We start from the raw sequence: 15,027 nt of genomic DNA, 5'->3' as shown, positions 1-15,027 counted from the left end.
CGGGAGGATAAGCGAATGGCGGGTACCGTCCGTTTCCTGCTGACCAGCTGGAAGATCAATCTCGCTGCGGCATTGGAATATCGGCTCAGCTTTTTTTTGCTGGCAGGCATGATGTTCGTCAACAATGCGATTTGGCTCTTTTTCTGGCATTTGTTTTTCGACAGGTTCCCGGTCGTCAGCGGATGGGAGATCGGCGACGTCATGCTCCTGTGGGCAGTATCCGCAGGCGGCTTCGGATGGGCGAGCGTGCTGTTCGGCAATTTTCCGCGCGTCGCGACGATCGTATCCTCGGGTCAGCTGGACATGTATCTGTCCCAGCCGAAGCCGGTTCTGCTGAACGTGCTGTCGAGCCGCATGTCCGTGACCGGCGCAGGCGATTTCGTTTTCGGCCTGATCGTGTTTTTGTGGGCCGGCGATCTGACGCTTAAGGGCTGCCTATTGTTCGCCTGCGCGCTGCTCGTCTCGGGCGTCTTGTTCATCGGCGTTATGGTCATCGCGGGATCTCTGGCTTTTTGGATCGGCAATGCGGAGGGCATCGCGAGCCAAGTATTCGGCAGCTTCGTCTCATTGACGATCTATCCGACAGGGATCTTCCGCGGCGCCGCCAAGGTCATCCTGTTCACGGTCGTTCCCGCCGGCTTCATCGCCTATATGCCGATCGGACTCATGCGGGATTTTAATCCGGCTTTTGCCGCCGCCGCATTCGGCGCAGCCGCGGTCTTTTCCGCTTCCGGCGTGCTGCTATTCCGCGCGGGTCTTGCCCGATACGCTTCCGGCAATGCGATGGCGATGCGGAATTAAGCGGGAAGCTCGCCGCACGAAATAAAACGCCCCACTGGCAGCAGGCGCTTATAACTGGCCTGCTTGCCGTGGGGCGTTTGTCGGGTGCGGAACGATCAGGCCGACGGCGGGCCGTACGCCATGACGTCGACGATGCTCGTAATATCGCTTTTTGTGTTGCCAAAGACGCTAAGACGAAGATAGCGGGCCGTGGTCGCCGGGATGTCGTAAATTTCATAGTCGCCAGTTACTTTGCCCGAGCTTGGACCGGAGTAAATCGTCGTCCAGCCGATTCCATCCGACGAAGCTTCGATATCGAAGAAAAATTGCCGTTCGTTGCCTTTGACCCAAGAAATGCCGACGTAGTCGGCTGTCGTCTCGGAGCCGAGGTCAAAGTCAATCGTCTGCGCGCCTCCGACCGACCAATACGTATTGGGGTTGCCGTCCGCGGCATTGACGCCGGGCCATGCATTTCCTGCCGGGCCACTGTCCCGCCAATAGGCGAGCGGCAAGACGGGCACGCCGGGCAGAATGCCGGTCGTGACGCCGCGGACGAGGTCGACGTAGTAGACGCTGGGAGCGGCGATGCTCAGATCGTCCGTCACTTCGACAATGGCCGTTCCGGGAATTCCGGAAGCTTGCGTGACGGTCACGGTATCGCTTGGGTCGGCGGCTGTCGCCGCAACGATCGGCGCCGATCGGACGGACAGCGGCAGTTCGCTTGCATATTTGGTTTTGTACGCAGCGAAGCCTTGCAGCGGGACGCCTCCGAGCGTGATCGACGACAGCGTCGCGACCGGCGACGCATCGACGGACCAGTCCGAGAGCGGCACGACCGCGGGCGCTGCAGATGGAATCGCCTCGGCGGCGGACAGCGGCGTGAAACGGACGGCGATCGTGACGAGTCCGCGCGCTTCCGGCAGATGAATCGCGAGCTTGCGCTGCTTCGTATTTTGCGCCTGGACGGCGGGATGAGGCGAAGAAGGCAGCGGCTCGGCCGGCCGATCCTCGAATTGCCCGTCAGGCGTGAGCAGCTGCGCGTAGAGCCGCTTGCCGTCCTGCTCGAGCACGGCGCTTCTGTGGTCCGCCGAGAGCGTGATCGAAGCTTCGGTATGCATGAACCAGTACATATCGGACTGCTTTTTCAGCTGCACTTCGTCCTGCAGCAGATAGCTCGCGCGATGCTCGCCGAATTGCAGCCCGCGCTTCGCGAAAACGGCGTCCTGCTTATAGGCGGACGTCATATCGACGATCGCGTAACCGCCTTCGGGCTTCGAATCGTAGGCGACGATCGGCGCTACGGCGTCGATCGCCTGGTCCGGTCCGTCACCGGGATTGATGACGAGCGTATTCGAGCCTTCCGCCCGTTTCCGGTAGTAGTCCCAGCGGTTCGGATCCTTCGCCGGATCGAACTCGAAGTACTGGTTCAAGCCGTAGTCATCCTTGCCCAGGTCGACTGCCCAGCGTACGCCGAGCGCATCCAGCACGAACGTGCCGACGTCCAGATCCGCATGCTTCGAATTGGTGACGTTGTAATTGGTGATCCCGCCCTTGATCGCGGCGAAGCCGGCGCTCGGACTGTTCCAGGAGTCGCGGAACGTCGCCAGGTTGTTTTTGAGCGGAAAATCGTAGAGCGCGTCCAGTCCGGACGGCGCGGCGGCGCCCGCGAAGTTGCCGGGCCGGTACCAGATCAGGTCGAGCGGCTCGGCCGTCTTGTTTTTGGCGTAGGCGTACTGACGGAACCAGGAGGCGCTCGGATCGCCGAGCAGATCGGCGAACAAGAGCAACTGGGGAGAATCGATGACGGTCGTCAGCGAGTCCCCATAGTTGAACGGTCCGTTTTCGCTGTGCAGGCTAGCCATGTAGTTCGGCGTCTGCGCGACTCCGGGCAGCTGCATAAAGCCGAAGTCCGTTCCGAGCGTATCCCGCAGCGCGCCGATCATAAAGGCAAGATATTCGGTCGTGTAGTCCCAGTAGCCGGTGCCCTCCGGCCAGTCGCCTTGCGTCGCGAACACGCCGAGCCCGACCTGGACGGAAGAAATCGCCCGTTCGAGCACCGTAGCGGCGATCGGCAGCCGGTCGGCCGGGTCCGGCGCATCCGTATCGACCCGGTTGGCATCGGCCTCGTCTGCGACGGCAAGCGCGGTGGCGATGAGTCCGCCGTTTACGACGACGTTCCAGTTGCTTGGGGAGCGGGTCCACCAGTCGAGGCTCCCGCCTTTTAGAAATACGTTCTTGGCCTTCAGCAGCACTTCGGATACGATGCGGGCGCGCAGCGCGTCGCGCTGCGGCTGCGTCATGGCGTCGTAAAGCCAGTCGTAGCCGATCGCCGCGGCCGTGCCCATCTCGGAGATGCTGAGGAAATTCGTCGCGCCGCCGTTCCAGTCCTTGAACTGAGCCGGGTTCGCCATCGCCTCGAGCTGGGAGACGCCGGCTGCCGCGTAATCGGGATCGCCCGTGATTTGATACATGAGCGCCATCGTCTGGATCCGCTTCATGATCTGCTGGGCGCGCGGGAGGATGCTGATATCCGCGCCGCTGCCGGTCGTCTGGTAGCCGTACGGCGGATCGTTCACGACGCTGTTCGCGTAGGAGACGATTTTGGCGTACCACTCGGCCATGATCGGATCGGTCTGCACAAGGCCGCGAATGCGGTCGAAGTCGTCCGCGTCGGCATACAGCCGCGGATGCGCGGAGGCAGGAGCTGCGTGCCGGGAAGCGAGCGTCGCGATGAGCTCCGAGCCGGGCATACCGACATAGACGGCGATGCTGGTCCGGTCCGTGCCGCCATGGCCGTCGCTAACCTGGATGACGAAGCGGTCGTAGCCCGTATATCCGGCATCCGGCGCGTAGGACCAGCGACCGCCCGGCTGCACGGTCGCCGTCCCGTGCGCGGGTCCGGATGCGCTGCCTGGCGCCAGGCCGAACGTCAGCGCCTCGCCGTCCGCATCGGTCGCCGACACGATCGTATAGTCGCTTGAAAGGACGACATTTTGCGTCGTGCCCGCATTGACCTCTATTTTGGTCATGACAGGCGCATCCTCGACGGGGCGTACGACGAGATCGGCGGCCGAGAAGCCATAATGGCCATGGCCGTCCGTAATAAGCAGCGTGAAGGCGTCCTTGCCGTTATAGTCGGCGTCCGGGTAGTAATTCCACGATCCGTCCTGCTGGATGGAGGCGGTCCCGTGTGCCGGCGGCAGGAAGACGGAAGCGGTCAACGCGTCTCCCGCAGCATCCGTGGCTTCAATCGGTCCAATTACGGAGGCGTCCTCGTCGAGCTGCACGGCGATGTCCGCAGCCGTAATATCGGTGCCTATACCTACATTGACGGTGAAAGTGCCGCAAGGGGCGGCGGCGCCCGCGCTCCGCGGCTCGCCGCAAGCGCGTATCGTGGCCAGCCCGTCCGAAACGCCGTGAACGACGGCGGCGTTCGGCGCGGCCAAGGATGTTGATACCGACGCGACGCCGGTATTGTCCGAAGACCAAGCCAGTTTGTCGTTGGTGACGTCCGCCGGCAAAAAGGAAGCGGTTACCGTCATATCGGCGCCGATCCCGAGCAGTCCCTTGCGCGGCGCGAGCTTGACGCTGTCGACCGGCACCCAGGGGATGACCGAGATCTCGTCCGCCCATAGCGTTCCCGTGCCGGATTCGTAGGCGACCTCGACGCGGGCGGTTTGAGCGCCGGAAGGGACAGTTACGATTTTTTCATAATAAGTCCAGTCGCCGTCCTTGGGCGCGCTGCCGTCAGCGGGCTGGACGTAGTCGTAGAAGGGGTTGGGCAGCACGGGCTGATTGTTCGCGTCGAGATACATGACCCGTAGGTATGTGTGATTCGCCGCGCCGTCTGTTTTGAGCCAGCCGCCGACCTTGTAGCTGAGTCCCGGCGCCGCGCCTTCGATGAGATGGAAGACGACGGCTTTGCCTGCGCTTGCCGCCTGAAAGCGAATGGCGTTCGCGCCTTCCTTTTTAACCGCCGTATCGACGGTCAGTTGTGGGTTGGTCGCGCCGGCCGGGGTGAAGTAAGAGCTCCAGTCTGTCGGACGCGAGCCGACCCAGCCGCCCGAAGCCGCGGTCGTCTTCTCAAAGCCGCCGTTTTTGAAGCCTGTCACGTCGATCCGGGAGTCGACTCGCTTCGCGCCCTCGATAGAGACGGCGGAGACGACGGCATGACCGGCTGCGACAGCCGTCACGCGGCCGTTCTGGTCGACGGTCGCCACGGAAGGTACGGAGGATTGCCAGACGATCCGCCGATCGGTGGCGCCCGTCGGGGCGAAGATCGCGGATAGCGTCTGGCTCTCTCCTGGCGCCAGGCTGCGGAAGCTTGCGCCGGCAGGCGAGAGGGAGGCGACCGGCACCCATGGCGTCAGCTGGAGCTCGTCGTACCAGGCTTGGCCGTATCCGGTGTCGTAATAGGCGTATACGCTGGCGCGAACGGCATTGGCAGGCGCTTGGAACAGGTCGCCTATTTCCCGCCAGCCCTGCGTCGTGCCCTTCACGGGAGCGGCAGGTCCGTACACGGTACCGAGCACGGAGCCGCCGGCCCCGTTCCAGGCCAATCGAAGAGAGGCGCCGGCTCCGCTCAGGCCGTCGGTGCGGATGAGACCGCTCAGCCGATACCAGCTGCCGCCGGAGACGACGATGTTGCGCTGGGCGACGGAGGCTTTGGCATTCGCTGCGGCTCCGATGGAGAGCGCATGACCGCCTGCGCCGTACACGGCGTCGCTCACCGTCACGACGGGGCTGCCGTAAGAGGCGGTAGCGGACCAGGCGGACGCCTGCAAGCCGGTGAAGCCGTTGCCCGAGCCTGCGGAGACGGTTTCGAAGCCTCCGTTTGCGAGCAATCCCGCTTGCGTGACGACGACAGGGTATATGCCGCTCGCACTCCCGTCGGGCGACGCGGCCTGGATGCTCGCGAGACCGGGCGAGACACCGGAGATGGAGCCTGCGGCATCAACAGTCGCAACCGCCGGATTCGACGATGTCCATACGATGCCGGTCTCCGAAGTATCGGCCGGCTGCAGCAGGATCGGAGCGGCCTTTACCCCGCCCGGCTGAAGCAGGCTGCCGTCGTCGGCGAAAGAGATGCCTTTCAAAGAAGTCCAGGGCCTGAACTGGATGTCGTCGAACCAGGCGCTGCCCGACACCTGATTAAAATCGACGTCGATGCGCGCCGATACCGCTCCTGAAGGCGCAGTCGTCGAGCGCGCATAGCTTTTGAAGTCCGCGTTGTTGCCGCGTACGGGCGTGCTGGCATTGACCAGGTAGTCGGTCTGGAGGGCTTGCCCCGCCGCATTTAAATAAGCGACGCGAAGGTTGACGCCGTAAGCGTTGGAAGCCCCGACGATCTGCGACGTCTTGAAGGCGCCCGACAGACGGTACTCCTGACCCGGCACGACCGCGATCCCGCCTTGGTTAACCGTTATTCTGCTTTTGTTCGGCGCGGCGGAGCTGATCTTCAGCGAACGGCTGCCAGCGCCGGGGGCGGCATGATACAGCTCTACAGTGACCGCAGGCGCAACTGGCGTGAGGGAAGCGTCCGTCCAGATGCTCCAGCCGTTGGCTTTTCGGGCGGTCCAGCCGCCCAGGTTGGGATCGTCGTATACCTCGAACGAGCCGTTCGATACCAAGTTGTCGTTTGCGGCGATTGCACGCGCCGTAGGAAGCGTTAGCGTTATGCCCCCGGGGATAAGCAGGGCGAGCAGAAGAACGTAAAGCAGCAGCTTTTTCATCATTAGATGCATCACTTTTCCGCCTTTCTCCATGTTCGATGAGAAACGGTCCATCAAAAAGCGTGAATAAATGCTTTTTCAAATTTAGGAAAACGTTTTCCTTTTTGGTCGTCGTTTAGGGCACACCATCAGTTAACCGCATCCTCTCCGCTGGAATGGCGTTTCCCAACCAATATATAGCAAATTTCGTTTTTCGGTCCACGACTTTAAATCATCTTTATATCTTTTGGAACCGGACGGCAAAAACAGCGGATTTTCGTGCTTCGTTCGATCTTTGTTTTTTAAAAAAATAGAAGGACCTCCGGTTCCCTCGCAATATGGGCGAAGGACAGGAGGTCTTTTTAACGAGATGTTGTGCCGGTATCCCGAATCCGCTTCGTGTCTATTCCGTCGCCGTGCGGCCGCCGCTGCGGATGCTCCGCAAATAAGTGGCGCAAGTTACGGCAAAGTAAGCGGCTTGCATAACCAGATAGATGGCAAACACGACGGCGGCATACTTGAGAATCGGACTGCCAAGCAGGTTGCCCAGCGCCTGAATCGCGAACAAGGCATGGACGCTGCCGACGATGCAGGGGATCAGGAAGACGAGTCCGACCTGCGTGACGACGATTCGACGGATCTCGGAGGCGGTCATGCCGATCCGGGACAGCGCCTTGAACTGCGCCTGATCTTCCTGCAGCTCCGTAAACAGCTTGAAGTAAATGAGGCTGCCCATCGCGATAAAAAACAGCAGGGAGATGAACAGGCCGATGAACAGCGTCAGCGAGATCGATTGGTTGGTGGAAACGTAGCTCGGCACTCTATACGTCTGCGCTTGCGATTCGAAGGCCGGATCGATTTTTTTCACGATTTTTCCTACCGTGTCTCCGCTATGCTCCCAGTCCGACCAGTCGTAGCCGTAGCTGACGAGCCGGCTGTCGGCCGGCGCCGTTGCGCTTAGCTCTGCGAAGAGGGCGTCGTCTATGACAAGCAGATAAGTCGCGAAGGAGACGGGGCTTGCGACGGCGCCCGCGAATTGGTCGGTCAATTGCAGCTTGACTGTCTCGGTGCCCAGCGAGAGGCGTATCGCTCCGTTCTGGATGGGACGATAGCTCTCCATCTCTTGATAAGGCAGGATCAGCACGGCATTGTCGCCGGCAGGGGCTGCCGGTTTGCGTCCGAGCAGCTTGGCCTCGCGGTTATAGTCGCTATCGGAGACGATCATCGCTTCAAAACCGCTGTTTTGGTTCGCTGCTTCAGCGGAAGAGTCGTCCTTTGAGATCCCTTCGCCGAGCAAGCCGGACAGCTTTTGCTGCCTGGTGATATGCAGCCCGTCCTCGCGGGCGATTCGCTCCACCTCGCCGGGAGCGATTACTCGGTGGGCGTCTTCGCCACGCTCGACGAAGCCGATCGCAAAAGGCGCGTGCTCGAGAATTTGCGATTTTTGCAGCTGCTGCAGCACGTATACGGTGCCCGATGCCGACAGGACGACCGCGCTCATGACCGTGATTACGAATAGGAGCCGCGCGTTGTCTTTCATTTTGTAGACGAGCTGCGAGACGGTCAGCATGTTCGTCCGGTCGTAGTAGAACCGCTTGCGGCGCATCAGCAGACGCAAAATCGCGACGCTGCCCTGGGCGTATAAAAAATAAGTGCCGATGACCGTAAGGCCGATGACCGGAAGCGAAAGAAAGAGGAAGGTGCGGGCGTTCATCGATAAAGCGAGTGCGTAGCCGCCCCCCAGCGTCGCGAAGCCCGCGATCGCTGCCCAGACGGACAGGCGCGGCTCCGGCTTCGGCTTGCGGGCTTCGCGCAGCAGCTCCACGATCTCGGAGCGGCCGACCCGAAAGAGCGTAAGCAGGGTGATGATCATAAATAAGGCGAAGAAGCCGGCCGCCGTCATCCATAGGGCAGCGGGAGGCACAGCAAAACGGATCGTCTCGCCGGAGCCGAGCAGCGCGCCGAGCGCCAGGAAAAATAGCTTGCTGAACAGCATGCCGAGGCCGATGCCCGCCAATATGGACACCGCGGCGATGAACGCACTCTCGTACAGCACCATTTTGCGGATCTGACCGCGCGTCATGCCAAATAGCGTGAACAGCCCGAATTCCTTCTTGCGCGTCTTCATGAACGCCGAGTTCGAGTAGAGGACAAAGAAAAACGAGAAGACGATGATCAGAAATTCGCAGGCCAGCATGCCTTGCTTCACCTGAAGCGCGCCCTTGATCTCGCCGCTTTGAACGTCGGGATGTAGCAGAAAAGCGGCGTAGAGGTAGAAGATGAGGACGGAGAACACGCTGCTTAAAATAAAGGCGCTGTAGGCGCGCCAATTGCCGCGGACGTTGCTAAGCGCGAGCGAACGGAACGTCATCGAAATTCCCTCCCAGCACGCTCAAGGCATCCAAAATTTGCTGGAAAAACGCCTGCCGGTTCGCGCCGCGCCGAATCTCCGAAAACAGCTTGCCGTCCTTGATGAAAAGGACGCGCTTGCAGTAGCTCGCGGAGAACGGATCGTGCGTCACGAGCAGTACCGTCGCGGCCAGACGCTCGTTCAAATCTTGCAGCGCGTTCATGACGTCCTTGGCGGACTTGGAATCGAGGTTGCCCGTCAGCTCGTCCGCGAGCAGCAGCGACGGCTCGTGAATGATCGCCCGCGCGATCGCCGCGCGCTGCTTCTGACCGCCCGATACTTCGTAGGTCCGTTTGTTCAGGATTCCCTGGATGCCGAGAAGCTCGGCGATCGGGCGCAGCTTCTGCTCGATGACCGCCGGCTTCGCGCCTTCAAGCACGAGAGGGAGAATGATGTTTTCTTTGATCGGCAGCGTGTCGAGCAGGTTAAAATCCTGGAAGACGAAGCCTAGTTCGCGCCGGCGGAACAAGGCGATATCCCGCTGACTTAAGCTTACGGGATTCGTCCCGCCGATCTCGAGCGTTCCGGACGTCGGCTTGTCGATCGTGGCGAGCAGGTTGAGCAGCGTTGTTTTGCCGCTGCCGGACGGGCCCATGATGCCGACAAATTCTCCTTTGTCGACGGATAGGTCGATCTGGTCGAGCGCGTGATAGGCGACGCCGCCCTTGGCGCCGTATACTTTGGACAAGCCTTGCGTTTTAAGCACTTGCATGCGGGTGAACCCTCCTGACTTGTTGTCTTTATGCTTCAAGTATAGCGGCGTCGGGAGGGCCGGCCCATCGATTTTACTTGCAAATCCGGCGCGGTTACCTTACAAAGTTGTCACGTTCGGCCGCTATCGCCGGACAGCCGGTGGATGCCGGACGGTCGAAATTCAAGCGTAACCGTCGTTCCGACGCCCTGCGAGGATTCGATGCGAAGACCGATGCCAAGCCGCGTGCTGGCCTGCCTGGCAAGATAAAGTCCCATGCCCGTCGATTCTCCGGTCAGCCTGCCGTTGCTCCCGGTGAAAAAAGGATCGAACAGCCGAGGGAGGTCCTCGGCCGCGATGCCGATTCCCTCGTCGGTCATGCGGAGCAGCGCCGACCCGTCCGGCCTTCCTTCGATCCGGATCAGGAGACGCTGCGTGCTTTCGCCTTTTTTGTTGTATTTGATCGCGTTGGATACAAGCTGGCCGAGGATAAAGGAGAGCCACTTGGCATCGGTCTCCACGACGGCGTCGCCTTCGAGCGAGGGGAAGATCGAGCGCCGGATGAAGGAACGTTTGTATTCGCCCAGCACCGCGCGCGCGATCTCGGACAGGGACACGGCGCGAAAAGACGCATCCAGCTCGAACTTGTCCAGCCTGGACGTATGGAGCATCATATCCAGACCGTGCCGCAAGCGGTCGGTCTCCTCCATGACGCTGCGCTCGGTATCGCGCGGCCCGGCGGCGGCGCCTTCATCGGGATGCCGCTGCATGAGCAGCTCGATGACCGATAGCGGCGTCTTCATCTGATGGACCCAGCGCGCCGTAAAATGACGGTGGAACTCCTGCTGTCGGCGCAGCTCGCTCAGCTCGTTCGCGTGAGCCGCGTACAGCCGTTCCACCAGCGCAACCAGCGCCCGCTGCTCGCGCGTCGCGGGCGATGCGAGCGCGAGCGAGGCGGCGGCATCGCCTGCCGCCGCCTGCCGCCAGGCCTCGTCGAGCTCGCGGGCGAACGCCTTGCGCCGCAGCCAGCCGACGGTAAGCCATGCGGTCACCACGAGGGCGACGAGCAGCGCAATATAGGCGTCGTCTGCCCAAGAGAGCGGCAGACCGACATTCCACAGCAGCAGCTGGACAAAGGACAGCGCGAGCAGCACCGCGACGACGAGAGCGGCAACGTGGGGGACGCGGTCGAGCAAAAAATCCCGGAACGTATAAGGCGCTTTGCTGTCCTTGGTGTCCTTACTGACCTTGCTATACTTGACGTCCTTGAGGTCCTTGAGGTCCTTGAGGTCCTTGAGGTCCTTGAGGTCCTTGAGGTCCTTGAGGTCCTTGAGGTCCTTGCCGTCCGCTCCGCGCTCAGTCATGGGCGGCCGCCGCTCCGCCGACTTCGTCCGGGTCTGCTTGCAGACGATAGCCCTGGCCGCGGACGGTGTCGATCGCATCTTTTAGCCCCAGCTCCTCGAGCTTTCTGCGGAGCCGGGTGACGTTAACCGTCAGCGTGTTGTCGTCCACGAACTGGACGTCGTCCCACAGCGCCTCGAGCAGCTCCTCGCGCGAGACGATGCGCCCTGCCTGGCGGAGCAGCGCGTACGCAAGCTGGCGCTCGTTTTTGGACAGCGGCACGCGCGCGCCCCGCCAAGACAGCTCGCTGCGGCCGATGTCGAGCGCGAGGCTGCCGGCGGCGACCGTGTCGGCGCTCGGCTGCGCCTGCCCGCCGGCGTATTCGCCGTAGGCGCGCCGCAGCGCGCTTTTGATCTTGGCCATGAGCAGGTCGAGCGGGATCGGCTTCGCGACGTAGTCGTCGCCGCCGTTTTCGATCGCCATGACCTGGTCCATCTCGCCGGACCGCGCGGACAGGAATATAATCGGCACATTCGAGCGCAGGCGGATCTGTCTGCACCAATAGTAGCCGTCAAAGTACGGCAGGTTAATGTCGAGCAGCAGCAGGTGAGGCTGCACGTCCTCGAATTCGGCGGCAAGATCGCGGAACCGGCTGGCGACATGCGCCGCAAAGCCGTATCTCCCGATGTAATCCCGCAGCAGCGCGCCGATTTTTTCGTCGTCCTCGACGATCATAATCCGGTACATGCGGCCGGAGCCTCCTTTGTCGGATCGATTGATTTGGATGCGGTTGGCGCCGTCCGTCAGCTTTTCGCGTTCGCCATGTCGTCCAGCCAGGACCCGATGTCCGAATTCAGCGCTTGCAGCTCCGGCACGGCCGCTGCCGCATCGCTAAGCTTGTAGCGCGCCTTGAGCGTAAGAATGCGCGTCACGCTCTCGTCGATCCGCGCCTCCGTCAGCTTGCCGTCATGCACCGCGCCGATCAGCGCCTTGTACACTTTACGTTCGACGTCGTAACCGTGCGCGACGAGCAGGATGTCGCTGCCCGCAGACACGCTCTTGACGGCGGCGTCTGCCAGATCGTAGTGCTTGGCGTTCGCGCCCATCGTCATATCGTCGGTAATGACGACGCCCTTGAACCCGAGCTTGCCGCGCAGCTGGTCGCCGATGATCACCTTGGAAAACGAAGCGGGCGCGTCGGGATCGATCTTCGGGAACAAAATATGCGCGACCATCACGGCGTCCGCCTGCTCTCCGATTGCCACTTCGAACGGTACCCACTCCAGTTTCGCAAGCTGCTCTGCCGTCTTGTTCAGCACAGGCAGGTCGAGATGCGAGTCGACCGCCGTGTCGCCGTGTCCGGGAAAGTGCTTGACGACGGAGACGACGCCTTCCTCGCGCAGGCCGCGCATGGCGGACAGACCCATGCGAGTCGCCAGCTCGGCAGTCGCGCCGAACGAGCGGGTGCCGATCACCGGGTTGTCCGGGTTGCTGTTGATGTCGAGTACCGGCGCGAAGTCGACGTTGAAGCCGGCCGACCGGACTTCGCGCGCCAGCAGCTCGCCCATGCGCTTGGCCAGGTTTTCGTCGCCCGTTTTCCCGACAACGGCCGCTTCCGGAATCTTTTTATAGCTGGAGGGCAGCCGGCTGACCTTGCCGCCTTCCTGGTCGACGCTGACGAAAATGGGCGCGTTGCCGGCTTTGGCGTTCGCGGCTTTGATCGCGTTGATAAGCTTGACCGTCTTCGATACGCTCGCGATGTTGTCCTTGTACAGGATGACGCCGCCGATGCGGTCTTCCCGGATCATGCGAAGCGTAGCCGCATCCGGCGCCGCGTCGCCAACGAAGCCGGCCAGAATCATCTGCCCGATTTTCTCCTCGAGGCTCATCTTCGCGATGCGGTCCTTGATCGAATCGGAAGAAGCGGAGCCGTCCGCCGGCGTGGGAACAGGCGATGCGGACGGTGCCGGAGAGGCGGAAGCGGACGCGCTCGGCGAAGCCTCGTACGACGGGGCGGCGGAGGGAGAGGCGCCGGGCGTCGCCGTGGGAGCCGAGACCGTCGGGCTTGCAGGGGCGGTCCCGGAGGCGGAGCCCGAGGGGCCGCCGCAGCCGGCCAGGAGCGCGACGGCTGCGGATAACGCGGCGGCGCGCAGCGACAGGAGCGGGAGAGAGAGCGGCTTGCGGACGAGTTTGTTGCGGGACATAATGAACCTCCTTTTGAGATCGGTCTGGCGGAGTGAAAAAGCCCCCGCCGCTTAAGGCGGCGAAGGGGCTGGATAGGAATATTGAATCGTCCGGGACGGTTGGCCGACGGATCAGGCTTTGGAGGCGTCGAAGGAGCTCTTGAGCGACACGATCCGGTTGAACGCCGGCCGTTCCGGCGCGCTGTCCTTGGGATCGACGTTAAAGTAGCCGTGACGGAAAAACTGGAATTTCTCCTGCGCGGCCGCTTCCTTCATGCCGGGCTCGACGAAGCCGGACAGCGTCTCGAGCGAATTTGGATTGATGCGTTCGAGGAACGTCTTGCCCTCTGCGTCGTCCTCGTCCGACTCGTCCAAGATGAGCGGCTCGAAAAGTCGGAATTCGGCGGGCACGGCCTGCGACGCTTCGATCCAATGGATCGTGCCCTTGACCTTGCGGCCGGTGAAGCCGGAGCCGCTCTTCGTCTCCGGGTCGTATGTGCAGCGCAGCTCGACCACTTCGCCGGCTTCGTTTTTGACGACTTCCTCGCATTTAATGAAGTAGGCGTGCTTGAGACGCACTTCGTTGCCCGGGAACAGACGGAAATACTTGGGCGGCGGAACCTCCATGAAGTCGTCCTGCTCGATATAGATTTCGCGGGAAAACGGAATGCTGCGGCTGCCCATTTCTTCGTTTTCCGAGTTGTTTTCCGCGTCGAGCCATTCCGTCTGTCCTTCCGGATAGTTCGTGATGACGACCTTGAGCGGCCGCAGGACGGCCATCGTGCGCAGCGCCTTGAGCTTCAGGTCCTCGCGGATAAAGTGCTCGAGCATGCGCTCGTCCACGACGCCGTAGCTCTTGGCGACGCCGATCTCGCGGCAGAACGCGCGGATCGCTTCGGGCGTATAGCCCTTGCGGCGAAGACCCGAGATCGTCGGCATGCGCGGATCGTCCCAGCCGTCCACGACCTTCTCGTCGACGAGCTGTTTGAGCTTGCGCTTGCTCATGACCGTATTGGTCAGGTTCAGGCGGTTGAACTCGTACTGGCGCGGCACGCTGGGCATCTCGCACTGCGCGACGACCCAGTCGTAGAACGGGCGCTGATCTTCGAACTCCAGCGTGCAGATCGAGTGGGTGACGCCCTCGATCGCATCCTCGATCGGATGCGCGAAAGCGTACATCGGATAGATGCACCAGGCATCGCCGGTATTGTGATGGTGCGCGTGCACGATCCGGTAAATGACCGGGTCGCGCATGTTGACGTTCGGCGAAGCCATGTCGATCTTGGCGCGGAGCACCTTTTCTCCGTTCGCGAACTCGCCGTTTTTCATGCTTCCGAACAGCGCGAGATTGTCCTCGGGGGAGCGATCGCGGTAGGGGCTCGGCTTGCCGGGCTCGGTCAGCGTGCCGCGGGATTCGCGAATCTCGTCGGCGGACTGATCGTCCACGTACGCAAGTCCCTTGCGGATCAGCAGGAGCGCGCGCTCGTACATTTCCCCGAAATAATCCGACGCGAAGAACAGGCCGTCCCAATCGAAGCCGAGCCATTTGACGTCCTGCTTGATCGATTCGACATATTCGACGTCTTCCTTGACCGGGTTCGTGTCGTCGAACCGCAGGTTGGTGCGGCCCTTGAACTCGTCGGCGAGCTCGAAGTTCAGGCAAATCGACTTGGCATGGCCGATATGCAGGTAACCGTTAGGCTCCGGCGGGAAGCGAGTGACGATTTCTTTGACCCGGCCCGCTGCCAGATCGTCGATCACGATGTTCTTGATGAAGTTAGAGGATGAAGTTTTATTTTCGGAGGTTTTGTCCACGGCGACCCGACCTTTCTATGCTGCGAGGATATTTATTCATGATACACAATTATACCCTTTCTTATAAAGACTTTGCTCAAAAAAACGATGTCGGCC

General features: G+C 61.6%; 8 protein-coding genes. 1 reads left to right on the top strand and 7 read right to left on the bottom strand.

Going from position 1 to position 15,027, the window contains the following annotated elements; all coding sequences use genetic code 11:
- The first annotated feature begins 15 nt into the window (after window positions 1-15).
- Complete coding sequence (locus tag ACFOTD_RS02560) at window positions 16-801, top strand: ABC transporter permease (protein ID WP_378115408.1); 786 nt, start codon at window positions 16-18, stop codon at window positions 799-801.
- A gap of 95 nt (window positions 802-896) precedes the next feature.
- Here the strand turns inward: ACFOTD_RS02560 and ACFOTD_RS02555 are convergent, their stop codons facing one another.
- The 7 genes from ACFOTD_RS02555 to ACFOTD_RS02525 all read right to left on the bottom strand — a co-directional run bounded on the left by ACFOTD_RS02555 (window position 897) and on the right by ACFOTD_RS02525 (window position 14,931).
- The gene (locus ACFOTD_RS02555; RefSeq protein ID WP_378115406.1) at window positions 897-6,524 is read right to left on the bottom strand and encodes an Ig-like domain-containing protein; all 5,628 of its coding nucleotides are present in this window, start codon (window positions 6,522-6,524) and stop codon (window positions 897-899) included.
- Window positions 6,525-6,894: 370 nt separating this feature from the next.
- The gene (locus ACFOTD_RS02550; protein WP_378115404.1) at window positions 6,895-8,862 is read right to left on the bottom strand and encodes an ABC transporter permease; all 1,968 of its coding nucleotides are present in this window, start codon (window positions 8,860-8,862) and stop codon (window positions 6,895-6,897) included.
- On the bottom strand, window positions 8,837-9,613 hold the full coding sequence (locus ACFOTD_RS02545; RefSeq protein WP_378115402.1) for an ABC transporter ATP-binding protein: 777 nt from the start codon (window positions 9,611-9,613) through the stop codon (window positions 8,837-8,839). Before ACFOTD_RS02545 ends, ACFOTD_RS02550 begins: the two co-directional genes overlap by 26 nt.
- Window positions 9,614-9,723: 110 nt before the next feature.
- A complete protein-coding gene (locus tag ACFOTD_RS02540) occupies window positions 9,724-10,956 on the bottom strand; it encodes a sensor histidine kinase (RefSeq protein ID WP_378115400.1) in 1,233 nt (410 codons plus the stop codon).
- Window positions 10,949-11,680 (bottom strand): winged helix-turn-helix domain-containing protein, encoded by a 732-nt coding sequence (locus tag ACFOTD_RS02535; protein WP_378115398.1) that lies wholly within the window; start codon window positions 11,678-11,680, stop codon window positions 10,949-10,951. The genes ACFOTD_RS02540 and ACFOTD_RS02535 overlap by 8 nt, the downstream gene beginning before the upstream one ends.
- Window positions 11,681-11,736: 56 nt before the next feature.
- On the bottom strand, window positions 11,737-13,137 hold the full coding sequence (nagZ, locus tag ACFOTD_RS02530; RefSeq protein WP_378115396.1) for a beta-N-acetylhexosaminidase: 1,401 nt from the start codon (window positions 13,135-13,137) through the stop codon (window positions 11,737-11,739).
- 111 nt (window positions 13,138-13,248) lie between these two features.
- Entirely contained in the window at window positions 13,249-14,931 is a 1,683-nt protein-coding gene (locus ACFOTD_RS02525) for a glutamine--tRNA ligase/YqeY domain fusion protein (RefSeq protein ID WP_378115394.1), read from the bottom strand.
- Window positions 14,932-15,027: the final 96 nt, after the last annotated feature.

Origin of the sequence: Cohnella sp. GCM10012308 (genome assembly GCF_042649185.1) — a bacterium.
GTDB lineage: Bacteria > Bacillota > Bacilli > Paenibacillales > Paenibacillaceae > Cohnella.
This window is presented reverse-complemented; position numbering and strand designations above follow the sequence as displayed.